The organism is Neisseria sp. P0008.S002 (assembly GCF_051962805.1).
In the GTDB taxonomy this organism is placed as follows: Bacteria; Pseudomonadota; Gammaproteobacteria; order Burkholderiales; family Neisseriaceae; genus Neisseria; species Neisseria perflava.
This window is the reverse complement of record NZ_JBQCUY010000003.1, coordinates 274,780-301,165: the sequence shown is the minus strand read 5'-3', so window position 1 is coordinate 301,165 and position 26,386 is coordinate 274,780. Positions and strand designations below refer to the sequence as shown.

The 26,386-nt window shown below is 50.8% G+C and carries 25 protein-coding genes, 1 tRNA gene and 1 pseudogene; 18 read left to right on the top strand and 9 right to left on the bottom strand.

The genetic code is table 11. The features are described 5' to 3' along the window. From ACTHSA_RS05150 to ylqF, 16 genes and pseudogenes are all read left to right on the top strand, one after another. Window positions 1-510, top strand: a pseudogene (locus ACTHSA_RS05150) (RHS repeat protein); the annotation flags it as partial. 58 nt (window positions 511-568) lie between these two features. After that, on the top strand, window positions 569-2,794 hold the full coding sequence (locus ACTHSA_RS05145; protein WP_108700029.1) for a DNA internalization-related competence protein ComEC/Rec2: 2,226 nt from the start codon (window positions 569-571) through the stop codon (window positions 2,792-2,794). Window positions 2,795-3,196: 402 nt separating this feature from the next. After that, window positions 3,197-3,829, top strand: coding sequence for a phosphoribosylanthranilate isomerase (locus tag ACTHSA_RS05140; protein ID WP_070625516.1), 633 nt, complete (start codon window positions 3,197-3,199; stop codon window positions 3,827-3,829). 24 nt (window positions 3,830-3,853) lie between these two features. Then, a complete protein-coding gene (locus ACTHSA_RS05135) occupies window positions 3,854-4,456 on the top strand; it encodes a DNA glycosylase (RefSeq protein ID WP_070625528.1) in 603 nt (200 codons plus the stop codon). Between the two features lie 4 nt (window positions 4,457-4,460). After that, the gene (locus ACTHSA_RS05130; RefSeq protein ID WP_070625514.1) at window positions 4,461-4,871 is read left to right on the top strand and encodes a hypothetical protein; all 411 of its coding nucleotides are present in this window, start codon (window positions 4,461-4,463) and stop codon (window positions 4,869-4,871) included. A gap of 111 nt (window positions 4,872-4,982) precedes the next feature. Then, entirely contained in the window at window positions 4,983-6,185 is a 1,203-nt protein-coding gene (trpB, locus tag ACTHSA_RS05125) for a tryptophan synthase subunit beta (RefSeq protein ID WP_049322854.1), read from the top strand. A gap of 194 nt (window positions 6,186-6,379) precedes the next feature. After that, a complete protein-coding gene (locus ACTHSA_RS05120; RefSeq protein WP_070625512.1) occupies window positions 6,380-7,285 on the top strand; it encodes a DMT family transporter in 906 nt (301 codons plus the stop codon). A 52-nt stretch (window positions 7,286-7,337) separates the two neighbouring features. Continuing rightward, the gene (gene bioA, locus ACTHSA_RS05115; protein WP_070625526.1) at window positions 7,338-8,627 is read left to right on the top strand and encodes an adenosylmethionine--8-amino-7-oxononanoate transaminase; all 1,290 of its coding nucleotides are present in this window, start codon (window positions 7,338-7,340) and stop codon (window positions 8,625-8,627) included. Next, entirely contained in the window at window positions 8,624-9,280 is a 657-nt protein-coding gene (gene bioD, locus ACTHSA_RS05110) for a dethiobiotin synthase (RefSeq protein WP_070625510.1), read from the top strand. Before bioA ends, bioD begins: the two co-directional genes overlap by 4 nt. After that, the gene (locus ACTHSA_RS05105; RefSeq protein ID WP_070625508.1) at window positions 9,270-9,764 is read left to right on the top strand and encodes a chorismate--pyruvate lyase family protein; all 495 of its coding nucleotides are present in this window, start codon (window positions 9,270-9,272) and stop codon (window positions 9,762-9,764) included. The genes bioD and ACTHSA_RS05105 overlap by 11 nt, the downstream gene beginning before the upstream one ends. Before the next feature lie 227 nt (window positions 9,765-9,991). After that, on the top strand, window positions 9,992-10,858 hold the full coding sequence (gene ubiA, locus ACTHSA_RS05100) for a 4-hydroxybenzoate octaprenyltransferase (RefSeq protein WP_432760660.1): 867 nt from the start codon (window positions 9,992-9,994) through the stop codon (window positions 10,856-10,858). A gap of 268 nt (window positions 10,859-11,126) precedes the next feature. Continuing rightward, window positions 11,127-11,576 (top strand): PTS IIA-like nitrogen regulatory protein PtsN, encoded by a 450-nt coding sequence (ptsN, locus tag ACTHSA_RS05095; protein WP_049344012.1) that lies wholly within the window; start codon window positions 11,127-11,129, stop codon window positions 11,574-11,576. A gap of 3 nt (window positions 11,577-11,579) precedes the next feature. Beyond that, on the top strand, window positions 11,580-12,542 hold the full coding sequence (gene hprK / locus ACTHSA_RS05090; protein WP_004520066.1) for an HPr(Ser) kinase/phosphatase: 963 nt from the start codon (window positions 11,580-11,582) through the stop codon (window positions 12,540-12,542). Then, window positions 12,523-13,377, top strand: a complete 855-nt coding sequence (rapZ, locus tag ACTHSA_RS05085) for an RNase adapter RapZ (protein WP_004520067.1) — start codon at window positions 12,523-12,525, stop codon at window positions 13,375-13,377. Before hprK ends, rapZ begins: the two co-directional genes overlap by 20 nt. Before the next feature lie 34 nt (window positions 13,378-13,411). Beyond that, a complete protein-coding gene (locus tag ACTHSA_RS05080) occupies window positions 13,412-13,636 on the top strand; it encodes a protocatechuate 3,4-dioxygenase (protein WP_039862229.1) in 225 nt (74 codons plus the stop codon). A gap of 91 nt (window positions 13,637-13,727) precedes the next feature. Further along, complete coding sequence (ylqF, locus tag ACTHSA_RS05075) at window positions 13,728-14,669, top strand: ribosome biogenesis GTPase YlqF (RefSeq protein WP_004520069.1); 942 nt, start codon at window positions 13,728-13,730, stop codon at window positions 14,667-14,669. A 55-nt stretch (window positions 14,670-14,724) separates the two neighbouring features. On the opposite strand, the gene ACTHSA_RS05070 is transcribed toward ylqF, so the two are convergent. The 8 genes from ACTHSA_RS05070 to ACTHSA_RS05035 form a co-directional block, all read right to left on the bottom strand. After that, window positions 14,725-15,318 carry a LolA family protein gene (locus ACTHSA_RS05070; RefSeq protein ID WP_004520070.1) on the bottom strand — a complete coding sequence of 198 codons (594 nt, stop codon included), beginning with the start codon at window positions 15,316-15,318 and terminating at the stop codon, window positions 14,725-14,727. Between the two features lie 59 nt (window positions 15,319-15,377). Then, the gene (locus ACTHSA_RS05065; RefSeq protein WP_070625504.1) at window positions 15,378-17,600 is read right to left on the bottom strand and encodes an NADP-dependent isocitrate dehydrogenase; all 2,223 of its coding nucleotides are present in this window, start codon (window positions 17,598-17,600) and stop codon (window positions 15,378-15,380) included. A gap of 172 nt (window positions 17,601-17,772) precedes the next feature. Beyond that, window positions 17,773-18,975: a beta-ketoacyl-ACP synthase gene (locus ACTHSA_RS05060; protein ID WP_070625502.1), complete on the bottom strand. Its 1,203-nt coding sequence runs from the start codon at window positions 18,973-18,975 to the stop codon at window positions 17,773-17,775. A gap of 3 nt (window positions 18,976-18,978) precedes the next feature. Beyond that, the gene (locus ACTHSA_RS05055) at window positions 18,979-19,497 is read right to left on the bottom strand and encodes a hypothetical protein (RefSeq protein WP_070625500.1); all 519 of its coding nucleotides are present in this window, start codon (window positions 19,495-19,497) and stop codon (window positions 18,979-18,981) included. A 97-nt stretch (window positions 19,498-19,594) separates the two neighbouring features. Next, window positions 19,595-20,833, bottom strand: coding sequence for an NAD(P)/FAD-dependent oxidoreductase (locus ACTHSA_RS05050; RefSeq protein WP_070625498.1), 1,239 nt, complete (start codon window positions 20,831-20,833; stop codon window positions 19,595-19,597). Between the two features lie 134 nt (window positions 20,834-20,967). Next, window positions 20,968-23,286 (bottom strand): MMPL family transporter, encoded by a 2,319-nt coding sequence (locus ACTHSA_RS05045; protein WP_070625496.1) that lies wholly within the window; start codon window positions 23,284-23,286, stop codon window positions 20,968-20,970. Window positions 23,287-23,379: 93 nt separating this feature from the next. Then, complete coding sequence (locus ACTHSA_RS05040) at window positions 23,380-23,997, bottom strand: 4'-phosphopantetheinyl transferase family protein (RefSeq protein ID WP_070625494.1); 618 nt, start codon at window positions 23,995-23,997, stop codon at window positions 23,380-23,382. 52 nt (window positions 23,998-24,049) lie between these two features. Beyond that, complete coding sequence (locus ACTHSA_RS05035; RefSeq protein ID WP_223168965.1) at window positions 24,050-24,562, bottom strand: hypothetical protein; 513 nt, start codon at window positions 24,560-24,562, stop codon at window positions 24,050-24,052. 199 nt (window positions 24,563-24,761) lie between these two features. On the opposite strand from ACTHSA_RS05035, the gene ACTHSA_RS05030 reads away from it, so the two are divergent. Both ACTHSA_RS05030 and ACTHSA_RS05025 read left to right on the top strand, forming a co-directional pair. Continuing rightward, window positions 24,762-24,854: transfer RNA gene (locus ACTHSA_RS05030), tRNA-Ser, on the top strand. 80 nt (window positions 24,855-24,934) lie between these two features. Continuing rightward, a complete protein-coding gene (locus ACTHSA_RS05025; protein ID WP_440367199.1) occupies window positions 24,935-25,495 on the top strand; it encodes a pseudouridine synthase in 561 nt (186 codons plus the stop codon). A gap of 55 nt (window positions 25,496-25,550) precedes the next feature. On the opposite strand, the gene ACTHSA_RS05020 is transcribed toward ACTHSA_RS05025, so the two are convergent. Further along, on the bottom strand, window positions 25,551-26,357 hold the full coding sequence (locus tag ACTHSA_RS05020) for a DUF4198 domain-containing protein (protein ID WP_003685136.1): 807 nt from the start codon (window positions 26,355-26,357) through the stop codon (window positions 25,551-25,553). Window positions 26,358-26,386: the final 29 nt, after the last annotated feature.

The window sequence follows — 26,386 nt, the reverse complement described above, 5'->3', positions numbered from 1 at the left end:
TACACCACAAGCTACGGCTACAACGCCCAATGGCTGCCCGAAACCATTACCGACGCCTTAGGTAAAACCCGACGCCTTCAATACGACACCCTCGACCAGCTCGTCTGCTTTACCGACTGTACCGGCGAAACCACCCGTTTCGGTTACACCGAATACGGCGATCTCGAAACCGTTACCGATGCGCTGGGCCATACCACCCGCCACCACTACGACGCAGCAGGCAACCCCGTCCGTACCGACTACCCCGACGGCAGTCACGAAACCTTCGAATACGACCGCCTCAACCGGCTGACCGCCCACATCGACGGACTTGGTGCCAAAACCGCTTACGAGCTCGCAGTGGACGGACTGCCGCTCAAACGCACCAACGCGTTGGGTCATACCTACGCCTATGACAAAGCCGGCAACCTGATTCAAAGTGCCGACCAAAGAAGCGGCGTACTCAATTACATCTACGACAAAATCGGACGGATTCAGGTCATAAATACTGCAATCAAATATTTGTCATAATCTACTAAAAGCATTTATTATTACATATCTAATAATCATAATTTAAGGGAAAATGTTCATGGCGTGGCGGTTTGTGTTGCCTGCTTGGGTGGTGGGTGTAGTGCTTTCGTTTGCGTTGCCGTTTGTGCCGCCATGGTGGGCTTGGTTGTCTGTAATCATTGGCGCGCTTGCGTTGTGTCGAAAATTTGCTGTGGCTTGGTTGGTGCTGGCTGTTTGCGTGGGTATGGCGTTTGGAGTGTGGCGGACCGGGCTGGTGTTGGCCGGTCAATGGCCTGCAGGGGAGGTGGCGGCTAAAGTTTTGACGGTTGAAGTGGCGGATATGCCGCGTGATGATGGTCGGCGCGTGCAGTTTGCGGCAAGGGCTTGGGATGAACAGGGGCAGGCTTTTGATTTGATGTTGTCGGATTATCAGCGGCGCGATTGGGCGGTGGGCAGCAGGTGGTCTGTATCGGCGCGGGTAAGGCCGGTGATCGGTGAAGTGAATGTGCGCGGTTTGAACCGTGAAATATGGGCTTTGGCCAATGGTATCGATGGCATGGGTACTTTGGGGCGCGACAGGAAACTCGTGCGGCAAGGTGGCGGTTTCGGTTTGGCTAATATGCGTGATGCGGTAAGCTGGAGTTGGCAGAGAACAGGGGACAAATATCCTGAGTTTTCAGACGGCATAGGGCTGATGCGTGCTTTGAGTATTGGCGAGCAATCGGCGTTGAGGCCGCCTTTGTGGCAGGCATTCCGCCCTTTGGGGCTGACACACTTGGTCAGTATTTCGGGCCTGCATGTGACGATGGTGGCGGTATTGTTTGCCTGGCTGATTAAGCGAATTTTCCGTTATTTGCCGTGGATTCCGGCAAAACCGCGTGTGTGGATATTGGCAGGCGGTGTTGCCGGTGCTTTGTTTTATGCGCTTTTGGCCGGTTTTTCCGTACCGACGCAACGCAGTGTGTTGATGTTGGCTGCGTTTGCGTGGGCATGGTGGCGCGGCAGTGGCGGCTCGGGCTGGACGGCGTGGTGGCAGGCTTTGGCCGTTGTTTTGTTGTTGGATCCGTTGGCTGTATTGGGCGTGGGAACTTGGTTGTCTTTCGGTTTGGTTGCTGCTTTGATTTGGGCTTCATCAGGCCGTCTGAAAGAGTCGGGCTGGCGGTTGGCTGTACGGGGACAATGGGCAGCGACTGTATTGTCGGTGGTATTGCTGGGCTATTTGTTTGCTTCGTTACCTTTGCTCAGTCCGTTGGTTAATGCGCTGGCTATTCCTTGGTTTTCTTGGGTGTTGACGCCGTTGGCTTTGCTGGGTTCGGTTTTTCCGTTTGAACTTGTCCAGTTGGTAGCGGCATTTTTGGCGGAATATACTTTACGCGGTTTGCTATGGCTGGCTATGGTATCGCCTGAATTTGCCGTCGCAGCGGCGCCCGTGCCTTTGCTTGTGTTGGCGATGATGGCGGCTTTACTGTTATTGCTGCCTAAAGGAATGGGCTTAAAACCTTGGGCATGTCTGGTTTTATTGGGCTTTGTGTTTTACCGTCCTGCCAAGCTGGAGGAGGGGGTGGCAAGAGTTACGGTGATGGATGCAGGACAAGGTTTGTCGGTGTTGATACAAACGCGTAACCGCAATCTTTTGTTTGATACGGGAACGGAGCAAGTGGCGCAAACAGGTATAGTGCCGAGTTTGAACGCGATGGGTGTGCGCCGTTTGGACAGCCTGATTTTGTCGCACCATGATATTGACCATGACGGCGGTTTTCAAAGTGTGGCGGCTGTCGGTACCGATAAATTGCTTGCCGGACAACCTGAATTTTATCCGAATGCAGAGTTTTGCCAAGAAGACAAATGGCAATGGGACGGCGTAGATTTCGAGTTGCTCAGGCCGTCTGAAAATGCAGGCAAGGAAGATAACGACCAAAGCTGCGTATTGCGTGTCGTGGCAAACAGAAAAGCCTTGTTAATAACCGGCGATTTGGGCGTGAAAGGCGAGGCCGGTTTGATTGAGAAATACGGCAATGCGCTGTATAGCCAAGTGTTGGTGTTGGGACATCACGGCAGCAGCACGGCTTCGTCAGGCAGCTTTTTGCATACGGTTTCGCCACAATATGCCGTGGCATCTAGCGGCTATGCCAATGCCTACAAACATCCGACCGTTGCCGTACAAAATCGTGTCCGCGCGCATGGTATTACTTTATTGAGAACGGATTTGTCTGGCGCGTTGGTGTTTGCTTTGGGACAGGACGATATATTTCAAGGCCGTCTGAAAAAGGATAAGTTTTATTGGCAGAAGAAACCGTTTGAGTAAAAAGGCTAAAAGGCCGTCTGAAAGACTTTTCAGACAGCCTTAATATTTTTTATTGACGGGCATTATCCAAATTTTGTGTGAATCCAATTGTGGATAGTTTATTTTACTCATTGATAATAAAGGATAAAATAAATTTGATTAAATAATAGGCAAATAGAAAAGAGGAAAATAATTACAAAGTTATTAGTAATAATCGGTATGATGTTCTGTATATCAAGCAGAGCCTAAAGCAGCACAGAGTTCGCACGTTTCTATAATGAAGATGCTGCGCAACTGACAGCCGCCAATATTATCGGCTGATGGTTGTTTTAAAGTTTAAGGCCGTCTGAACCTGATATTTCATGTTCAGACGGCCTTAAACTTATATAATATCCGACCCAACTGTTTAAAAAGGCTATCGCCATGAACACCATACGCACCAAAATTTGTGGTATTACCCGACCTGAAGACGCGCTGGCTGCGGCCGAATTGGGCGCGGATGCTATCGGGCTGGTGTTTTACGCCAAGAGTAAACGGGCAGTGAGTATTGAGCAGGCTCAGGCGGTTGTGAAAAATCTGCCGCCGTTTGTATCGGTGGTGGCCTTGTTTGTGAATGAAAACGAGCAAACCATCCGCGAGATTTTGCGTCAGGTGCCGATAGATGTGATTCAGTTTCACGGCGATGAAGACGATGATTTTTGCCGTCGGTTTGACCGCCCGTATTTGAAGGCTGTGCGCGTACAGTCCGCTGCCGATATTCAGACGGCCTGTGCCAAATTCCCGAATGCCCGCGCTTTGCTGTTTGATGCTTATCATCCGACCGAATACGGCGGTACGGGACAAAGTTTCGACTGGACCATGTTGCATGGCAATATCGGCAAACCGTGGATACTTGCCGGCGGATTGACGGCGGAAAACGTTGCCGAAGCGGTAAAAATCAGTGGCGCGGCGGCGGTGGACGTGTCCGGCGGCGTGGAAATCTCCGGCGGGATTAAGAGCAGGGAGAAAATGGCGGCGTTTATTCAGGCAGTAAAGGCCGTCGGAAATTTTGTTTGAATGAAAAACAACCGGAATACAAATATGCAAGAGCCAATCGTCGAGTCTCACCCTTTCGCAGCCTTGTTGCCGCCGCAGGCAACGGTCATGATGATGGGGACGTTTCCGCCTAAAGAAGAGAAACACGCGATGCAGTTTCATTATCCGAATTTTCAAAACGATATGTGGCGTGTGTATGGGTTGGTATTTTTTGGTGATGCGGCACATTTTCAAAAGCAGGGCGAAAAGGCGTTTGATGCCGATAAAATCAAAGCGTTTTTGAGTGAAAAGGGGATTGCATCCTGTCCGACCGTATTAAAGGCAATACGCGAACATGGCAATGCTTCGGATAAGTTTTTAAAAGTGATAGAAACCGTCGATTTGGCGGCAGTATTGGCGCAAATGCCCGAGTGCCGCCATCTTTGCACCACCGGCGGCAAGGCAACTGAAGTTTTGTTGGAGATTCAGGGCAGCGGTATGAAAATGCCGAAGACCGGCGAAACAGTACCGTTCCCCTATGCGGGGCGTGATTTGACTCTGACGCGCCTGCCTTCGACTTCGCGTGCCTATCCTTTGAGTTTGGCGAAAAAGGCAGCGGCGTATCGGGCTTTTTTTGAAATGGCTGGATTGACTGTTTTTCAGGAGTAAGGCGATGGATCGTTATGAAATCTCTTTAATGGCGTTTATGGCTTTGTGGTGGCTTTTAAATGTCGTCTCAGTGTGGCTGAAGGCCAAACAATGGCATATAAAGGTATTGCTGGGCGGAACGCTTTTGTATGTGATACAAATATCTGCAGTCATTATGTCTGTTAACGGCCTTAATTGGATATTTTTGAATATAAGCACTATAAATACCAATGAGTTGATTATTGCTTTGCTTGTGCTTAACTTTCTAGGTTGTTGGTTGCTGGCACTGTGGCTGGGGATGTTGACATTGAAACTATGCCTGAGAAACAAAAACGAAGAAAAATATATCGCGCCCCCGTTGGGTACGGCATTGATTGCAACATCGAGCTGTACGCTGTTGTTCCTATTTTGTCTGCTGATATTATTATTCAATTAGTTGCCGACAAGATGAATGGAAAACGGCTATAATTGCTGACAATTTTACTTTCAGACGGCCTTTTACTGAATCAGGCCGTCTGAAACCATAAAACGAACAAGGAAAAATCCCATGAAAAATTATCACGCTCCCGACGAGAACGGCTTTTTCGGCGAACACGGCGGCCTGTACGTTTCCGAAACCCTGATTCCGGCTTTGCAAGAATTGGCAGAAGCCTATAAAGCAGCGAAAGAAGATCCTTCATTTTGGGAAGAGTTCCGCCATGATTTGAAACACTATGTCGGCCGTCCCAGCCCTGTTTACCATGCCGCGCGATTATCCGAGCATTTGGGCGGCGCACAAATCTGGCTGAAGCGTGAAGATTTGAACCATACCGGCGCGCACAAAGTCAACAACACCATCGGTCAGGCTCTGCTCGCCCGCCGCATGGGCAAAAAACGCGTGATTGCCGAAACCGGTGCGGGCCAGCACGGCGTGGCTTCTGCCACCGTCGCCGCGCGCTTCGGCATGACTTGTGACGTGTATATGGGTGCGGACGATATCCAACGTCAAATGCCCAACGTGTTCCGTATGAAATTGTTGGGTGCAAACGTGGTCAGCGTTGACAGCGGCAGCCGCACGCTGAAAGACGCGATGAACGAAGCCATGCGCGAATGGGTGGCGCGTGTGGATGATACGTTCTACATCATCGGCACTGCCGCAGGCCCTGCGCCGTATCCGGAAATGGTACGCGATTTCCAATGCGTGATCGGCAATGAAGCCAAAGAACAAATGTTGGAAGCCATCGGCCGCCAACCTGATGTTGCCGTTGCCTGCGTGGGCGGCGGCTCGAACGCCATCGGTTTGTTCCATCCCTATATCGAAGAAGAAAACGTACGTTTGGTCGGCGTAGAAGCAGGCGGTTTGGGCGTGGATACCCCCGACCACGCCGCACCGATTACCAGCAAAGCCCCTATCGGCGTATTGCACGGTTTCCGCAGCTATTTGATGCAGGACGAAAACGGTCAAGTCTTGGGTACGCACTCTGTTTCCGCAGGCTTGGACTACCCAGGCATCGGCCCGGAACACAGCCATTTGAACGACATAAACCGCGTGGAATACACCGTTGCCAAAGACGACGAAGCACTCGAAGCCTTTGATTTACTCTGCCGTTTCGAGGGCATTATTCCTGCGCTGGAGTCCAGCCATGCCGTTGCTTGGGCGGTGAAAAACGCGCCGAAAATGAGCAAAGACCAAGTAATTTTGGTCAACCTCTCCGGTCGCGGCGACAAAGACATTAATACCGTGGCGAAACTCAAAGGCATTGAGTTGTAAGCCTTATTGATTGAGCAGCAAAGGCCGTCTGAAAAAGCTGGATATCAGTCTTTCAGACGGCCTTTGTTTCCGTAATGATTCAGCGTAGTATTTTATCCGCGCAAACTCTATCAAGTATCGGCGGCTAAGGAAATTTATCCTTCCAAACCGAGCTTGTGTGCTTTCTAAACCGATTATTCAAGTTATCCATCACCATGAAACATTTGGCAATCCATCTAAAACTATTGGGCATGGCGGCGTTTTGGGGCGCATCTTGGCCGATGGGGCGGATGCTGGGACAAGCGCTGCCGCCTTTAACGGGCGGTATGCTGCGCTTTTTGACGGCGGCAATCTTGCTTTTGGGCTGGCTGTTTGCACGGTATCGATTGCGTACTTTGGCGGTTTTGTCGCGTAAACAATGGCTTGGATTAGCACTGGCGGCGGCATTCGGCGTATTTGGTTTTACCGTGTTGTCTATGCTGGGTTTGCAGCGGATTCCTGCTTCAAGGGCGACGGTGTTGGTTACGTTCAATCCTGTATTGACGATGTTTTTTGCGGCTTTGCTGTTTGGCGAGAAGCTCAACGGCAAGATTGTGTCGGGTATGTTGTTGGCTGTGGCAGGCTCGATATGGGCGGTCACGCATGGCGAGATTGCGGCATTTTTGTCGGGCGGCGGCATAGGGTGGGGCGAAGTGCTGGTGTTTTTCAGCCTTTGCTGCTTGGTCACTTATACGATGATAGGCAGGGCGGTGTTGCAGGGGATTGATGCGCTGACGGTCACCGTGGCCACCGCTTGGCTGGGTGCAATGATGTTGCTGCCGCCTGCGCTGATTTCAGACGGCCTGCCGTTTGGTATGCTTGCCGAAATGGACGGCAGGGGCTGGTTTGCTTTGATTGGCCTGTCTGTCGGCGCAACGGTCTTGAGCTATGCGTGGTATTTTGAAGGCGTGAAGACTTTGGGTGCCGGCAGCGCGGCGGCGTACATCACTTTGGTGCCGGTATTCGGTATTTTGTGTTCCGCTTGGTTTTTGGGCGAGGCATTGCATGTTTCTTTGGTTGCCGGCTGTTTGGCAGCGGTGGGCGGATTGGCGTTGATGCAGTACGGAAGACGTGCCGTCTGAAATAGAAAATATGTTATATAATAATGAAACTGATCAAACCATTGTTTTCAACATGTCTGAACATTCCCCCCTGCTCGATTTCGACCGCACCCACCTGCTCCATCCCTATACGTCCATGACCGACCCGTTGCCTGTTTATCCGGTGCGCCGTGCGGAGGGCGTGCACATCGAATTGGCGGACGGTACGCGGCTGATTGATGGGATGTCGTCTTGGTGGTGTGCGATACACGGCTACAATCATCCTGTTTTGAATCAGGCGGTTGAGGCGCAGATTAAGCAAATGTCGCATGTGATGTTTGGCGGTTTGACGCATGAGCCTGCGGTAGAGCTGGGCAAGTTGTTGGTCGGGATTTTGCCGCAGGGGTTGGACCGTATTTTTTATGCGGATTCAGGTTCGGTTTCGGTGGAAGTCGCGCTGAAGATGGCGGTGCAATACCAGCAGGCGCGGGGTTTGACCGCGAAGCAGAATATTGCGACGGTGCGGCGCGGTTATCACGGCGATACTTGGAACGCGATGTCCGTCTGCGATCCGGAAACGGGGATGCACCATATTTTCGGCAGCGCGTTGCCGCAGCGTTATTTTGTCGATAATCCGAAAAGCCGTTTCGATGATGAATGGGACGAGGCGGATTTGCAGCCTGTCCGCGCCTTGTTTGAAGCGCATCATGCGGATATCGCCGCCTTTATTTTAGAGCCGGTCGTGCAGGGCGCGGGCGGCATGTATTTCTATCATCCGCAGTATCTTCGCGGATTGCGCGATTTGTGCGATAAATTTGATATCGTGTTGATTTTTGATGAAATCGCTACCGGATTCGGACGCACGGGCAAGATGTTTGCCTGCGAACACGCGAATGTCGTGCCGGATATTATGTGTATCGGCAAGGGCTTGAGCGGCGGCTATATGACGTTGGCGGCGGCGATCACTTCGCAAAAAGTCACCGAAACGATTTCGCGCGGCGAAGCGGGCGTATTTATGCACGGGCCGACATTTATGGCGAACCCGCTGGCGTGTGCCGTTGCCTGCGCCTCGGTCAAGCTGCTTTTGTCTCAAGACTGGCAGGCAAATATCCGCCGCATCGAAAGCATCTTAAAAGGCCGTCTGAAAGCTGCATGGGACATTCGCGGCGTGAAGGACGTACGCGTTTTGGGTGCCATCGGGGTGATCGAGTTGGAAAAAGGCGTGGATATGGCGCGTTTTCAAGCGGATTGCGTGGCGCAAGGAATTTGGGTGCGCCCCTTCGGCAGGCTGGTGTATCTCATGCCGCCTTACATTATTCCAGACGACCTCTTGACCGAACTTGCCGACAAAACCGTACAAATCTTGAAGGAACACAGCAAATGAAAGGCGTTTACTTCGTCAGCGGCATTGATACGGACATCGGCAAAACCGTCGCCACCGGCGTGTTGGCAAAACAATTGTTGCAGCAGGGTAAAAGTGTGATTACGCAAAAGCCTGTGCAAACCGGTTGCAAAAATATCGCTGAAGACATCACCGTCCACCGCAAAATCATGGGCATACTCATGCAGGAAGCCGACAAGCAAGGGCTGACCATGCCCGAAATTTTCAGCTATCCGGCCTCGCCCCACCTCGCCGCCCGTCTGGACGGCAGGGCTTTGGACTTGGACAAAATCCGTACCGCTACGCAAGAATTGGCGGCACAATACGAAATCGTCTTGGTCGAAGGCGCGGGCGGTTTGATGGTTCCGCTGACAGAAAACCTGTTGACCATTGATTATATCCGTCAGCAAGGCTATCCCGTCATCCTCGTTACCAGCGGACGTCTCGGCAGTATCAACCACACCCTGCTCAGCTTCGCCGCGCTCAAACAATACGGCATCAGCTTGCACAGCCTGATTTTCAACCATATTCATGACAGCAAAGATGAAACCGTTGCCGGAGATACCTTGGAATATCTTAAAGGCCGTCTGAAAGATGAGTTTCCCGAAGCCAAATGGCAGGAGTTGGCCAAAACAGAGGTGGTAAATGGCGTTTGATATACCGCGTGGCACACTTTGTTCATATGCCGAAGCTTCAAGTCTTCTGCCGTCTAAGGCCGAACATTTGCTGACCGTTTCTTCGCTAACCGCTGCGTTGCGCGCTTCAGGTAAGGATTTTTCAGTCGAGCCTGTGTATTTGGGTTTGACGAAGGGAGTGGAAAATGGAGACGAAATCTTTGTGCGCGATGTTTTGCTCAAACTGGACGGCGAAACAGTAATACAAGCCAGAAGTGCGTGCCGACCGGATAGCCGTCTATGGACAGAATTATTGGATTGCGGAACGCAGCCTCTGGGCGAGCGCCTGTTTGACGGTACATTGCCGTTGAAACGTTCGGATTTTGAGTTTCTTCGTTTTGAAGATTTCGACCATCCGTCTTTCAGACGGCCTGTTACCGCGCGCCGTTCATATTTCGATTGGAACGGCGAAACATTGGAATTAACAGAATATTTCTTATTGAAATTAATGGATTTATACCGATAAGGCCGCCTGAAAAGAAAACCAATTACCGATGTTTGTCATAATTCTGTTATAATACAATAAATTAAATCGTTAATATCTGTTTAATTTCAGACGGCAATAAATTATAATAAGAGCTAAGGCTCTAAAAAGCCTTTCCTTCCGAATCGACACATAAACAACGACACATTACATCAATGAACATAAGGCGCTTTTTTCTACAATTTCTACCGCGTTACGCTGTCGGACGGATGGTGATATACGCCAAGCTGATGCGCGTCGACAAACCCATCGGCACCCTGCTTTTGCTGTGGCCGACTTATTGGGCATTGTGGATTGCGTCTAAAGGCGTTCCTGACGCGGATATTTTTATTGCCTTTACCGCTGGCACATTTTTGATGCGCAGCGCAGGTTGCGTTGTGAATGACTTTGCCGACCGCAATTTTGACGGCGCAGTAGAGCGTACCAAAAACCGCCCGTTTGCCAAAGGTTTGGTTTCCAAAACCGAAGCGCTGCTTTTGACCGTCATGCTGTGTCTGATGGCGGCTTTATGCTTGGTACCGCTCAACCGTTTTACTTGGCTGATGAGCCTTCCGGCCTTGTTCCTGGCCGTCACATATCCCTTTACCAAACGCTTTTTCCCGTTGCCGCAGTTTTATTTGGGGCTGGCATTTTCGTTCGGCATTCCCATGGCCTTTGCTGCCGTGCAAGGCCGAGTGCCTCCCGAAGCATGGCTGATGTTTACCGCCAATGCCTTATGGACGCTGGCTTACGACACGATTTATGCCATGGCGGACAAAGAAGATGATTTGAAAATCGGTATTAAAACTTCGGCAATCACATTTGGTCATCACGATATTACCGCCTCTATGCTTTGCCATTTTTGGTTTACCGTATTGATGGTGGTGCTGGGTATTAAAATCGGCGCAACTTGGCCTTATTGGTTGGTATTGCCGATAACCGCGTATTGGCAGTATCAGCAGTATGCCGCCATCCGTACGCGCGACCGCCAGTTGTGCTTCCAAACGTTTTTGGCCAACAACCGCATCGGCTTGGCGTGGTTTTGCGGATTGGTCTGCCATTATTTTTGGTTGTTTTTGGTTTCCAAACTGTTTTAAAAAACGAGGTTGGGGCCGTCTGAAAAAAAGGGAAAAGGAGTATGCCGGACATACCCCTTTTCATTTGAATCATAGTTTGGCTAGTGATAGAATTTTTACTTTAAATTCAATATAAGCAAACAGTTGGATTATTTTTAGCTCGTTAAAAAATATCAAAAACAACATGGAAAATGTTAGCGGGAGGAGTGTAAATTACGCCTTCAGGATTGAGATTTGCACCGACAATCGGTACAATCCCATTGTTTTGCGACAGTTAAAAGAGATACACATGAGCCTGATCGGCGAAATTTTACCTTTGTCCCATATCGTTTTGGATTTGGAAGTCAGCAGCAAAAAGCGTCTGTTTGAGGAGGCCGCCCAGCTGCTGGAGAATGAAGCAGAATTACCGAATACCAACGTGTTCGACTGCCTGTTTGCCCGTGAAAAACTTGGTTCGACCGGTTTGGGGCAGGGGGTGGCGATTCCCCACGGCCGTCACGCATGCGTGAAAAAAGCTACCGGTGCGTTTATCCGCACCAAAGAGCCGGTCGCCTTTGATGCGCCCGACGGCAAACCCGTTTCCCTGATTTTTATCCTGCTTGTGCCTGAAAACGCTACCGGCGAACATTTGGAAGTCTTGTCCAAACTGGCCGGCAGATTCTCTCAAAAAGCCGTCCGTGAAGCATTGATGGCCGCGACTTCTGCCGAAGAAGTACGCACACTCCTGACCGAAGAGTAATTCATGCCCAGCATATCTGTCCGCCGCCTGTTTTCCGACAATCAGCACAAACTCGAACTTGCTTGGGCTGCCGGCAATTCCGGCGCGGACAACCGTATCGGTGTCGAAGCCGATAAACCCGTCTTGGCCTTGGTCGGCCATTTAAACTTTATCCATCCCAACCAAATTCAAGTTGTCGGCGTAGCCGAAGCCGAATATTTACGCCGTCTGGAATCGGGCGAACTCAACTATGATTTCGGCGAGCTTTTCGACATTCCCATGTCTTTGGTCATCGTCGCCAACGGTTTGCCGGTTTCGCCCAAATTACGCGATTATTGCCATACCAACAGTATCCCCTTGCTGACTTCCAAACAGGAAAGCCCGCACCTGATGGACGTTTTGCGGATTTATCTGCAACGGACATTGGCAACTTCCACCATCAAGCATGGCGTATTTTTGGATGTATTTGAAGTGGGCGTACTCATTACTGGACAATCCGGCTTGGGTAAGAGCGAATTGGCATTGGAGCTGATTTCGCGCGGCCACAGCCTGATTGCCGATGATGCAGTCGAACTTTTCCGTACCGGTCCAGAAATGCTGGAAGGCCGTTGCCCGCCTATGCTGCGTGATTTCCTCGAAGTACGCGGCTTGGGCATACTCAATATCCGCCATATTTTTGGCGAAACCTCCATCCGTCCGAAAAAAATCCTCCAGCTGATTATTAATTTGGTTCCGGCCGACGACGGATACATGAAACAACTCGATCGATTGAGCATCCGTACCGAAACAGAGTCTATCCTCAACGTCAGCATCCGTTCCGTTACCCTGCCTGTTGCAATCGGTCGAAACTTAGCAGTATTGGTTGAAGCTGCAGTGCGCAATTACATCCTTCAATTGCGCGGTAAAGACAGCACCAAAGAATTCCTCGAACGCCATCAAACACAACTCAAAGAAAACGAACAAAACCATGAAAATCGTCCTGATTAGCGGCTTATCCGGTTCAGGAAAATCCGTAGCCCTCAAACAACTCGAAGATTCAGGCTTTTATTGCGTTGATAATCTGCCTTTGGAAATGTTGCCTTCGCTGGTGTTGTACCATATTGAACGCGGCGAAGAAACCCAGCTTGGTGTCAGCGTTGATATCCGTTCCGGTATCAATATTCAGGAAGCGCAAGAGCAAATCCAATATTTGCGTCATGAAGGGCATCAAGTCGAAGTCCTCTTTATTGAAGCGGAAGAGGGTGTGTTGGTTCGCCGCTTCTCAGAAACCCGCCGCGGACACCCTTTGTCCGGCCATAATCTGACTTTGTTGGAAAGCCTGCAAAAAGAACGCGAATGGCTCTTCCCGCTTAGAGACATCGCATATTGCATCGATACGTCCAAAATGAACGCACAGCAGCTGCGTTATGCTGTGCAACAATGGCTCAATATTGAACGTGTCGGTTTGCTGGTCATTCTTGAATCCTTTGGTTTCAAATACGGCGTCCCCAACAATGCCGACTTTATGTTTGATATGCGCAGCCTGCCCAATCCGTATTACGATCCGGAATTACGCCCCTTTACCGGCATGGATAAGCCTATTCAAGATTATTTGGGTCAGCAGCCGTTGGCTCAAGAAATGGTTGATGACATCGACCATTTTATTAGCCGCTGGTTACCGCGCCTGCAGCAAGAGAGCCGTAGTTATGTGACGATTGCCATCGGTTGTACCGGCGGTCAGCACCGCTCCGTTTATGTTGTGGAAAAACTGGCCGAACGCCTCAAAGGCCGTTACGAACTCCTTGTCCGCCATCGTCAGGCACAAAGCTTGGCAGGACGCTAACTTGCCGTTTCAGACGGCCTCAAAGGAAGAAACCATGAAAAAAATCAGTCTGACCGCATTATCCCTGCTTATCTTGACCGCCTGTGCAACAGAACCTGTCACTGCTTACCGTTGGCACCGCACCGGCGCGAGCGAAGCTGAAGTTTCCCGCCAAATCAATACCTGCAAATCGCAAGTTCAAAATGGAAATACATCCAAGACGTTTGAGCAATGTATGGATGAAGCAGGTTATTACAGCTACGAGCATGGCAACCTCTAAATCCCGATTGACCGATTATCCAAATGCCGAGGCCGTCTGAAAAAATAATTGTTCAGACGGCCTCAGATACGAATAGAAAGAATAAAAAGACATGGCTATCCAATGGTTTCCCGGCCACATGAATAAGGCAAAAAAAGCCATTGCCGAACGCATTAAAAGCGTTGATATGGTGATTGAGATGTTGGACGCGCGTATGCCTGCTTCCAGCGAAAACCCCTTGCTTGCCCAGTTGTCCAAAGGCAAGCCAAAACTCAAAATCTTAAACAAGCAAGACCTTGCCGATCCCGAGCGTACCAGAGTTTGGCTCGAACACTACAACAGCCGCCAAGATACCCGCGCCATTGCGCTTGATTCTTCCGAAACTGGCGCGCATAGCAAAATTACCCAAGCCTGCCGCGCCATGATTCCGCATCGCCAAGGTATCGAGAAGCCGCTGCGTGTCCTGATTTGCGGTATCCCCAACGTCGGCAAATCCACCTTGATTAACGGTATGATCGGCAAAAAATCTGCCAAAACCGGCAACGAACCCGGTATTACCAAAGCCGAACAGCGCCTTTTCCTTGCAGACGATTTCTGGCTTTACGATACCCCCGGTATGTTGTGGCCAAAAATTATCGTTGAAGAAGGCGGCTACAACCTTGCGGCCGGCGGTGCAGTCGGACGCAACGCGCTGGACGAAGAAGAAGTGGCGCTTGAGCTTTTGGATTACCTTCGCCGCCATTATCTGGCCCTGTTGCAAGAGCGCTATCAAGCCGACAAAGATCCAAGTAGTCATTGGGACGATACTTCTTGGTTGGAGTGGATTGCTAAAAAACGTGGTGCGGTTTTGAGCGGCGGACGGGTTAACTATCAAAAGGCTGCTGAAAATATCCTGACTGATTTCCGTGAAGGAAAAATCGGCAGAATCACGCTGGAAACGCCAAACCAATGGGAAACTTGGCTGAAAAAAGCCAGACAGAAAGAGGCCGAACTCAAAGCCATTCGCGAAGCCAGAAAGGCGGAAAGAAAAGGGCAGCAGCCTTCAGCCGATTAATATAAAAGGCTGTCAGAAATCTATTTTCAGACGGCCTTTTGTTGGAATAGACAATTTAGAGGGCGGTACGGCTAAAGCTGTCTAGGGCTTTATCGGTTTGGATTTGGTTGAACTGCATGATGGTTTTGTCGCCTTGCTTTTCGTCCAATTCGATTTTACGCACCAGCGTATCGCCGTTGATTTCGATACGGTTGAAGATTTGGCGGGTAATGGCGGTTTTCGGAGTCAGGGTCAACGTCCATTTTTTCTCGTTGCCGTTTAATTTCAAATCAAATTGTTTTTCCAAGCCCTGGGTATTGCCGCCCAAAAGGTCGAGGAAGAGTTTGATTTGGCGGCTTTGGCCGTTGAGTTTGCTGGCATTTGGGTTGACCCATTGACTGCCGTTCCATTGCATGATGCCGTCTGAACGCACGCGCAGGGTGGTTTCAAATGGTTTTTGCATTTTCCAGAGCAGGCCTTTTTGTGGGACAAGGGTAAAGCTGCCGCTGGTGGTCATGGGTTTGCTGAGGGATTTGAGCTGGCGTTGTTGGACAAAATTACCTTGCACGTTTTGCGGTTTTTGCAGGGTTTGTGCCAATTCGGCAGGGGAAAATGCCCATAAAGCCGGAGCGCTGATGAGGAGAGTAAGAGAAAGAATGGTTTTTTTCATTGTGTTTCCATAAGGTTTTGAGGCCGTCTGAAAGTTCAGACGGCCTTTTATTGCTTTAATTATAAGGCTGACAAGGCCTGATTAAAGGTTGCGCTTGGACGCATCGCTTGTGCGGCTTTTTCAGGATTGGCTGCGTAGTAGCCGCCGATGTCGACCGCTTTGCCTTGTACGGCAGAGAGTTCTTCAACGATTTTGGCTTCGTCAGCAGTCAAAGCGGCTGCCAACGGCGCAAATGCGGCTTTCAGTTCGGCATCTTTGTCTTGCGCCGCCAATTCTTGCGCCCAGTAGAGGGTGAGGTAGAAATGGCTGCCGCGGTTGTCGAGTTCGCCAGCTTTGCGTTTAGGCGATTTGTCGTTCAGAAGCAGTTTTTCGGTGGCTGCATCCAAAGTGTCGGCGAGGACTTGGGCTTTGGTGTTGCCGGTTTTTTGCGCCAGATGTTCAAACGATACGGCGAGTGCGAGGAATTCGCCCAAAGAGTCCCAACGCAAGTGGTTTTCTTCGAGGAATTGTTGAACATGTTTCGGTGCAGAACCGCCTGCACCGGTTTCAAACATACCGCCGCCATTCATCAATGGAACGATAGACAGCATTTTCGCGCTGGTACCCAGTTCCAAAATTGGGAACAAGTCGGTCAGGTAGTCGCGCAGGACGTTACCGGTCACGGAGATGGTGTCTTCGCCGTTTTTCAGACGGCCCAAGCTGAATTTAGCGGCTTCCTCAGGAGCGAGGACGCGGATGTCGAGGCCGTCGGTATCCAGTTCGGCAAGATAGGCTTTAACCTTGGCGAGCAGGCTCTTGTCGTGCGGACGGTTTTCGTCGAGCCAGAATACGGCTGGCGTGTTGCTCAGACGGGCGCGGTTGACGGCAAGTTGTACCCAGTCTTTAACCGGAGCGTCTTTGGTTTGGCACATACGCCAGATGTCGCCGGCTTCAACGTCGTGTTGCATCAGGACATTACCTGCTGCATCAATGACTTGAACTTGGCCGTCGGCTTCGATTTCAAAAGTTTTGTTGTGCGAACCGTATTCTTCGGCTGCTTGCGCCATCAGACCGACGTTAGGAACGGTACCCATGGTTGTCGGGTCAAATGCGCCTTGTTCGCGGCAGAAGTCGATGGTTGCTTGGTAAACACCGGCGTAGCTGCTGTCAGGAATCACGGCTTTGGTGTCTTGCGCTTTGCCGTCTTTATCCCACATACGGCCGGAATTACGAATCATCGCAGGCATAGAAGCATCGACGATGACATCGCTAGGAACGTGCAGGTTGGTGATGCCTTTGTCGGAATCAACCATGGCCAAATCAGGGTTGGCAGCGTAAACGGCAGCGATTTCAGCTTCAACGGCGGCGCGGGTGTCCGCATCCAGTTTGTCCAGATTGGCAAGCAGGTTGCCGAAGCCGTTGTTGACATTGACGCCTGCGGCAGCCAGTTTGTCACCGAATTTTTCAAATACAGGCGCGAAGAATACTTTGACGGCGTGTCCGAAGATAATCGGGTCGGACACTTTCATCATGGTGGCTTTCATGTGCAGCGAGAACAATACGCCTTTAGCTTTTGCGTCTTTCACTTGTTCGGCAAGGAAGGCGAGCAGGGCTTTTTTGCTCATTACGGTCGCGTCGATGATTTCGCCGGCTTTCAGAGCAACAGGCTCGCGCAGCTCTTTTTTGTTGCCTTGTTTGTCGGTGAATACGATGGATACGGAAGTTGCTTCAGGTACGGTAACGGATTGTTCGTTATGGAAAAAGTCGCCGCTTTGCATGGTGGCAACGTGGGTTTTGGAGTCTTTCGTCCATGCGCCCATGCTGTGCGGATGTTTTTTCGCAAAGTTTTTCACTGCCTTAGGCGCGCGACGGTCGGAGTTGCCTTCACGCAGGACAGGGTTTACCGCGCTGCCTTTGATGCGGTCGTAACGTTCGCGCACGGCTTTTTCTTCATCGGTTTGAGGATCGGCAGGATAGTCGGGAACGGCAAAGCCTTTAGACTGCAATTCTTTAATCGCGGCAGTCAGTTGAGGTACGGATGCGCTGATGTTCGGCAGTTTGATCACGTTTGCATCGGGTTGTTTCACCAGTTCGCCCAATTCGGCAAGCGCATCAGGTACGCGTTGCGCTTCGGTCAGGTATTCGGGAAACGCCGCCAAAATACGACCGGAGAGAGAAATGTCGCTGGTTTTGACATCAATATCGGCATGGCGGGTAAACGCCTGCACGATTGGCAACAGGGATTGAGTGGCCAATGCAGGAGCTTCGTCGGTGTAGGTATAGATAATGGTGGATTTAGTCATGGGATTATTCTCTATGTAGGTTAAGTTTTTCTTTTCGGGCACATCGCGAGAAGAAATGTGCTAAGCCTATTATGGCATATTTCGGCGGATTTGGTTGTTGTTTTGATGTTATTGTTTTTTAAGTTGCGGAAAAGAAAAAGGCCGTCTGAAAAGACAGCCTAAATATAAGGACTTATCCGATAATCAAAACAGCATTGCTGCCGCCGAAGGCAAATGATGAGCTGGCGGCGATGCGTTTTTCAGACGGCCAGCGGCTGTTTTCGTCGGTCAAAGCGATGTTGGGCAGCTCGGAATCGGGTACGTTGTCCCATTGTTGCGGCGGCAGTTTGCCTTCCGGATTGTATTGGCGGTTGGCCATCAACCAGGCAAACGCGGCTTCGATCGCACCGGCTGCACCCAAAGTGTGACCGGTGGACGGCTTGGTTGAAGTGCAAAGGGTGTGGCTGCCAAATACTTCGGCAACAGCTTGGCTTTCCATGCTGTCGTTGTGTTGCGTGCCGGTGCCGTGCAGATTGATCCAGCCGATCTCTTCCGCTTTCAAGCCGGCTTTATCCAAAGCGGCCTGAAAGGATTGGGCTGCACCCAAACCGTCGGGGCGGGGAGAAGACATATGGTAGGCATCGCTACTTGCACCATAGCCCAGCAACTGCATTTCGCCGTCAAAATCGGCATCGCGCGTCATCACGAAAAATGCGGCCGCTTCGCCGATATTGATGCCGTTGCGGTTGGAGGAAAAAGGCTTGGCGATGCTGTCTGAAAGCACTTCCAAAGAGGCAAAACCATTAATCGTCAGCGGAGAAAGCGTATCCGCGCCGCCGCAAATTACGGCATCACACAATCCGGCACGAAGCAATCGGGCTGCGCTGATGAGGGCGCGTGCGCCGGAAGTGCAGGCGGTGGAAACGGTATAGCGCAAGCCGTCTAAACCGTAAACTTGGGCGATAAATTCGGAGGGCGAAGCCATGGTGTGTTGCAGCTGTTTGAACGGAACATCCGTCCATTCACCACCTTGGACAACGTGTTGGAACAAAGGGATATTTTCATCTGCGCCACTGGTGGACGTACCAGTCACGACAGCGACCCTTTCTTTGCCGTAACGGGCAATGGCCGTCTGAATCAGTCCGTCTATTTGCGAAAGCGCGTGAAGGATAAGCTGGTTGTTGCGGCTGCGATGCGCTTCGGGAATGCTGTCAGGCAGAGGCATCAGGGTTTCTTTGACTGCACCGAAAGCATACGTTTTGCCTTTTACCCATTGGTCTGAAAAAGTCAGGGACGTGTTTTCAGACGGCGTGAGTAAGGCATCGGCATGAACTTGCAAGCCGCTACCCAATGCGCTGGTCAGTGCCGGACGGCTGAGATAAACAGGAGTATTCATGAATTAGTCTTCTGCAATCGGGCTGACCGTCCAGAAAGTTTGGTCGGGGAAGCCGATGAGGAATTGTTCGGAATGGTGGGCGACACACCACAAATCACGCTCGCGGTAGCTGAACACCGCGCCTTTGCCGTCAGGGCAGAAGCCTTGGTGGGTGGCGTTTTGTTGGCGGGCTTCAGGGTAAAGCGTAGCGGCTTGTTCGGCGGCCAAAAGCGGCAACAGGGCTGCAAACAATCGGCGCGAACTGGCATTGGGCATCACAAAGCCGTCGTTTTTCCAGCCTTTGGTGCTGACCGATTGGCGCGATACCGGCGCACCCAGTGCATCGGTTTGGACAAAGCGGATGCCGTCTGAATGAGGCTCGACTGCCAAGAGATTGGTTTGAACGGTTTGCCCCGCCGCATTGGTCTGCTCAAGTTTGAACCATTGGCCTTCTTTGGAAAGCGGTGGCAGCGTTTGCGGATGGGGGAGCGAGGTCGTACATGCGGAAAGCAGCAGTGCGGCAAGCAAAGGGATAAATCGCATAAGGTTTTATCTATCGGTCAAAATATTTAATGATGAGGGTAGATTTTCAGACGGCCTGTTCTGTTTTTAGGCGCGGCCGTCTGAAAGGCATTCGTCCTTATTCTACCTTCAAATCGCCCACCAATGCGGCAAGTGTGGACAAACGTTGCTCGGATTTTTCCACGAATGGATTGTTCGTGTCCCAAGCGTAGCCTGCCAGAATAGATGAAATCATGCGGCTGATTTCAGGGCTGCGGTTGGGCGCGTAGATGGCATTTTGGAAGCGGAAATCGTACCAACCGGTTACATAAGTGCGGAACGCGTTCACGCCGATCATCAGTTGGTCGGCAAATTCGGTTTGCCAATCGGCAGCTTCGCCTTTGAGCTGCTTGCCCAACAAATCGGCAGCCAGTTTGGCAGAGTGCAGGGCAATGGTTACTCCGGAGGAGAAGACTGGGTCGAGGAATTCGGCGGCGTTGCCCAAAAGAGCAAAATGTTTGCCGTATAAGGTTTTCACGTTGGCGGAATAGCCTTGGATAGAGCGGAACGGAAAGTCGTTTTCCCAAACGGCTTTATCTAAAATTTCCGCCAGCATCGGGCATTCGTACACAAATTTTTTCAACACGGCTTCTGATTCGCCGGCCAGTTTGTCGGGCGTGCCGACAACGCCGATGGAGCAACGGTTGTCGCCGAAAGGAATCAGCCAAATCCAGACATCGCGATGTTCAGGGTGCGTGTTGATCAGGATTTTATTGCGGTCGAATTTCGGGCTGGTGATGTTGTCGTCGATATGCGTGAAGTGGGCTTGGCGCGGAGGCAGCTCGGACGGACTTTCCAAATCTAAAAGGCGGGGCAGGACGCGACCGTAACCGCTGGCATCCAAAACGAATTTGGCAGTCAGTTCATAGTTTTCGCCTGTATCGGTCGCAACGCTCAAACGTGCCACATTGTCACTGTTGTCAAACGCGGTTACGCCGTGTCCGAAGCGGACATCGACGCCTTGTTTTGCCGCTTCATCAATCAGGATTTTGTCGAAGATGCCGCGGCGCACTTGATAAATAGTACCGGGGCCGTCTGAAAATTTTTCAGTAAAGTTGAAATCTGTGTAACGGCTGCCCCATGAAAACGCAGCACCGTCTTTAAATTGAAAGCTGGGTTCGGCATGCACTGCATCGGCAAAACCGGCTTCTTCCAACATTTCCATGCAATGCGGCAACAGGCTTTCGCCGATGACAAAGCGCGGGAAATGTTGTTTTTCCAATACGCAAACTTTAAAGCCTTGTTTGTTCAGCAAAGCGGAAGCAACCGAACCTGAAGGGCCTGCGCCGATAACGGCAACGTCAAATTCTACGGACATTTGAAAATACCTTTGATTTTAATGATAAAAAAATGTTTAAACTAGCGTCTGAAGTTTTTCAGACGGCCTCTTACAACGTGACGATAGAAGTTGAAAAAAATATCGCTTCAACTTCAATCGCCTTCATCTTTTGTCTAATTTTTCAACAATGTGCCTGCCAGCCAAATATTGAATGCCACACCGATGGTAACCGTCATGCCGAACGCGGCAACAGCGGGCGTGCTGCTGATGGCGAGCAGGGCAAAGGAAATGGCTGTTGTCGCAGCAGCAAGCAGCATACCGCCTAATTTTGCCGGCGCGCTGTGGTGTGCGGTGGCGGCATAGACGGCATAGTCCACGCCGATGGCGGACACTAAAAGCAGGCCGAACATGGCAAACAGGCTGACGGGAATGCCGGCCAAACCGAGTACGGCAACGGTGCAGATGGCTGCGGCCAGCGGTACGGCAAGGATTTTGCTGCCGCGTTTGAAGCCAAACATTTTCCACAAAAGCAGCCATGCCAACGCATAGGAAGCCAGTTTCAACCATGCGGCCTGATTGCGCGTGTGGTGGAAAAGCTCGTTTAAGTGGGCGCGTTTGTCTGCCCAATGTATGCCGGAGACGTGTTGCGCCACGGAGCGTACGGCGGCTTCATCGGTCATGCCGTTCAAACGCACGACAGCAGCAAAACGGCCTGGTTCCACTTCGCCCAAATACAAGGAACGCCAAGCCTCTGCCAAATCGGTATTCAGGCCGTCTGAAAGCGATAATGGTTGTGTGTCGGCAGCTTGCAGCAGGGCATCGCGTACTGTTTTGCGCGGAATACCGATTTCTGTGAGTGGTTTCCAGCTATCAGGCAATTTGGTCAATTCACGCAGGCGGTTTTGCAGTTTTTGCTGTTCCGTTGTCGGCAGGATGAATTGGTCGGGCGATTGGATGCCGGAAAGTTTGCCTTGCGCGATTAAGGGCTGCAGGGCGCGACCGAGTTCGGCGGTTTTCTTCAACAGGGCATCTTCGCTTTGTGCTTCGGCCACCAAATATTTGCCGCCAAAATCCGTGCCGCTCAACTGGCCGATTTGTTGTACTTCGGCCAACATCGCGGTCGGCATATTGACCCATTGACGGATGTCGTCACGCCAGTCGCTGCGCCACAGTCCGACTGCCAGCAAAATTCCGCCCACGATTAACCATCCGCGTTTGTGCAGGCGGTTTTTCAGACGGCCTGACAAGGAATAGAGCTTTTCAGTTAATGCGGCAAAAGGCACGGTTTTGGCACGGTAGCGGCGAAACAGCGGCGGCAGCCATAAAACGGTGGCACCAAACGCGCCAAATAAGGCAAAGCCTGAAAATACGGCGGTTTGGCGTAATACAGGCAAAGGGGTAAACCACAGCAGCGCGTAGCCCAAGACGGTAATTGTCAGGCTGACGGCAAAACTTGGCAAGACATGTTTCATTGCTGATTCAGCCTGCCAAACGGTCTTTTCAGACGGCCCGAATACCGACGGAGCAAGCCAGTGTAACGGGAAATCCACCAACATACCCACCAGGCTGGTGCCGATGACGATGGTCAGGATATGCACTTCGCCGAAGGTTAATAATGCAACCGCCAATCCGGTCAACATACCGGCTGCCAGCGGCAAGGACAGCAAAAACACGCGGCCGCTGCGGAAGACCCACAACAGCAGCGCAAAGGTCAGCCCAAGTCCGACTATGCTCATCAGCCGACTTTCTTTTTCTGCGGCTGCTTTGGATACGGCGGCGAACAATGCGCCACCTGCGCTTAAGGTTTCCGCGCCGTTTCCCGAAGCGATTTGACGGCTTTGCGCCATCAGCGGTAAGAGGGCATCGTTGCCGGAAAATTGATCGCCGCCGGCGAGCCGTCCGCGCAAAAATACCCAAGTTTTGCCTTTGTCTTCGGCAAACAACATGCCGTTGTCCATGTCCCACTGTAAACGGCTTTGCGGATTGGCCTTGTCGGCAACAAAGCGTCCGAAGCCCAGCCAGTCTTGTTCTAAAGACAAAGGCGAGGGGGCGGCAAACGGATTGGCCGCGGCTTCTGCCCGAGCCTGAAAATAGGCTTGCGGCTGCTCAAACAGCAGGCGTATTTCGTCTTGCGGCAAAACTGCCAAACTCAGCTTCTGCATATCCACCCGCACTTTATCCAAATTCGGCGTCATGCTGCTGTCGACTTGTTCAAATACGCCGCTTTTGCGCCATGCGTCGGCAATTTGTGAGGCCGTCTGAAAAGCAGTTTCGGCATCGGTACTGCCTGCAAGCAAAATAACTTGCGAATTGAGCTGCGCTTCTGCGGCTTTATCTGCAGCCGTCAGTAAAGCATCGGGTTGCTGCTCGCTTGGCAACAACGCGGTCAAATCGGTTTGGATACGCGTTTGTGAAGCAAAGGCATAAACCAAAAACAGGGTAAGAAACAGGATAAGGGCAGTATAGAGGCGTTTTAGGAGGCGAAGATTCATCGTTCAGACGGCCTTTTGCAAATGCTGCTGTTGGTGTGTGGAATAAGTAAAAGTGCAGTAAATTAAATCAGATTATTATTAGTTTGTCAGTTGTTAGATAGTTTGCTGGTCGGTTAAATCATTGGGCTTGAGTGAGCCGAAAAACTGCCATTGCAGAGCGACGGCTTTTCCCTTCCAAACGCAGGCAAGTGCCATCGTATCCGCCAAAATCGCGCTTGTGCCACGCCAATCGGTTTGCTTTCCTGCGCGTAAACTGACGGGTTGCCCTGAATCGAAAACATAGCCGACCGATTTCATGTCTGACGGGAAATCCAAATTCGCCGCTTTAATCAATGCTTCTTTGAAACACCATAATCGGTAAAACGTTTCAGACGGCCAGTTTGCCGTTTCCAAGTAGTCTTGTTCTTCCTGTGTGTAGACCAAAGCCGATAGCGCTTTGAAATCACGCGGGCGGATAAATTCGATATCGACTCCGGCTGTTAAGGGCTGAGGCGCACACAATAAAGCGGCAAAGCCTTGGCTGTGGCTCAGCGATACAGCCGGTAAATCGGTTTGCTGTTTTAATGCGCGGCTGACTTGCCAGTCTTGACGCTGCGCCAGTTGCGGCGTGGCAGCCAAACGTTGTGAATCGGCTGTGTTTAGAGACGCATGGTCGTAGCAGACGACAAAAGACGGATCGGCCAGTAGGCAGTGAAGGGGTGTCGTATCCATAAAATAGAAAAATGCCAAACTTCATATTGAAGTCCGGCATTTTTGACATTGCTTAGTGGAAGCTGCCTTTCAAAACCACACGGCTGTTGAATGTAGCGATGTGGCATTCGTACTCGTTACCGCCTTTGGTTACTTTGTCAAAGTAGCTAACCAGGTGAACGGATTTGGCTTTTTTGCGATGTGCAGTGCTTTGGAAGCGTTTAACCGCGCTCAGGAATGCGCGTTGGCAGGTTTCATCAGGGGTTTTGCCGACTGAGTTGGAGATTTGACGGGAAGTCAAAGTTGCGCCGGATGTGCTGCCGTAGTGAACGCGGATGCTAGGATCCAAAGCGGATTTGGCTTCGGCAGAGTTCAAAGCCACATCGACTTTACACATATAAATATCGTTTTGACCTTTGCCATTGACTTTATGGCCTTCACCCATGCTGCGGCAGGCAGAACCGGCGGCAGTCGTTTTTTGAGTAGAAGTTTGAGAGGAGGAAGTAGATGGTTGGGAATTGCCGGATTGTGAGCAAGCAGCAAGCATCAGGGCGGATACGGCAACCAAAGCAGAAAAACGTAACATACGAACTCCTTTGTAATAAGGGGTGTGAAAAAAGGTTTACAGAAAACAGAATCATTTTAACATATATGAAAGAAGTATAAAAATAGGATGATGCAAAAAATATTATATTTTTATTTAAATGATTTCATGGTGTTAAGAAAGTTTGAGGCGGCAATGCTTGACGAAGGAGGGCAGAAAGCGTATATTGCGGTCTTCCTTAGGAGTAATGGCTGAGAGGCTGAAGGCACTTCCCTGCTAAGGAAGCATGTGGGGTCAACCTGCATCGAGGGTTCGAATCCCTCTTACTCCGCCAAATATGAAAGACACCGTTTATACGGTGTCTTTTTTATTATCCGGAATTTCTTGGAATCCAAGGCCGTCTGAAAGTGTGAAATGAACGATTTGATTATTCTAAACAAGCCTTATGGCGTGATTTGCCAGTTTTCTGCACATGAAAAACATCAGTGCCTTAAGGATTTTATCGAGAAACCGGGATTTTATCCGGCCGGACGTTTGGATACGGACAGCGAGGGTTTGCTGCTGCTGACCAATAATGGCCGTTTGCAGGCGCAGATTGCCGACCCGAAATTTAAGCAGGTCAAAACTTATTGGGCGCAGGTGGAGGGTTCTCCTGATGAAGCCAAATTGGATTTGTTGCGCCGTGGCGTAGATTTGGGCGATTTTGTCACTCGTCTGGCTGAGGTCAGGGTATTGGAAGAAGGCGAAGCGGATGTTTTATGGCCGCGCGTGCCGCCGATTCGCGTGCGCAAGTCCGTGCCTGATTTTTGGGTGGAAATCAAAATTTCGGAAGGGAAAAACCGTCAAGTGCGAAGGATGACGGCGAAAGCAGGCTTTCCGTGTTTACGCTTGGTCCGTGTGGCAATAGGCCGTTTGAACCTATTTGATTTGAATTTGGAATTGGGACAATGGCAGTTTGCGCCGCATCGTCCTTAAATAGGATGAATAAAGGCCGTCTGAACTATTCAGACGGCCTTTTGTTATGGAAAAATCAATGATGTGAATGACCGATTTGGAAGGTCAAAGTGGTGTAGTTCGCCTGTTTTTGGCACACGCTTTGATCGGGGAAATCGGCTTTGTGTTCTACGCTGGCTTTCCAGAAACCTTGGCGCAATGGAATGATGCTGACTTCGCCTTTGTCATCGGTAGTATCGGAGAAGGCTTGGGCTTCGGTTTTATGGGTTTTGCTGCGGTCGCTGGTGTCGAAGCCGTCAAATGTAGCAGTAACAGTGGCGTTAGGCAGCGGCTCGCCATTGAAGAGGACGCGGACTTTGAAGCGTTCGCCGACGTGGACGTTGGCAGGGTTGTCCAAAGGTACGATTTCCAGATGTTGGCCGACTTGTTTGGTGATGATGGCGGTATCTGCGCTTTCGTGGCCGACATTGACGATGTTTTTACCAAACATACGGGTTTGTTCGCAATAGCTTGCATCAGGCATTTCTTTGATGCTTGCCTGCTTCCAACCTGCGCTGTTTTTTGACCAGAAAGTCGGTTGGTACTCGGCTGTAACGAGGTAGCTGCCGTCTTTGACCGGCAGCTTGCTGCGGTATTGGTAATTGTATGTGCCTTTTTGAATCATGTTTTCTTTGCCTTTTTCAGTCACCAGTTGCATGGGTTTGCTGAAAATGTGCAGGCGGTCTTTGGCGATGGGCTCAAGTTCCGGGAATTCGCCATAGCCCAATTCGGCTTCAAGGTATTCGCCGCCATGTGTGTGGGCGGTTTCAACCCAAACGCGATGGGCGTGTGCGGCAGTGCTGAACAGGAAGGCAGATGCGATAAGCAAAGCGGTTTTTTTCATGATTTCTCTCCGATTTTCGATGTGTAGAA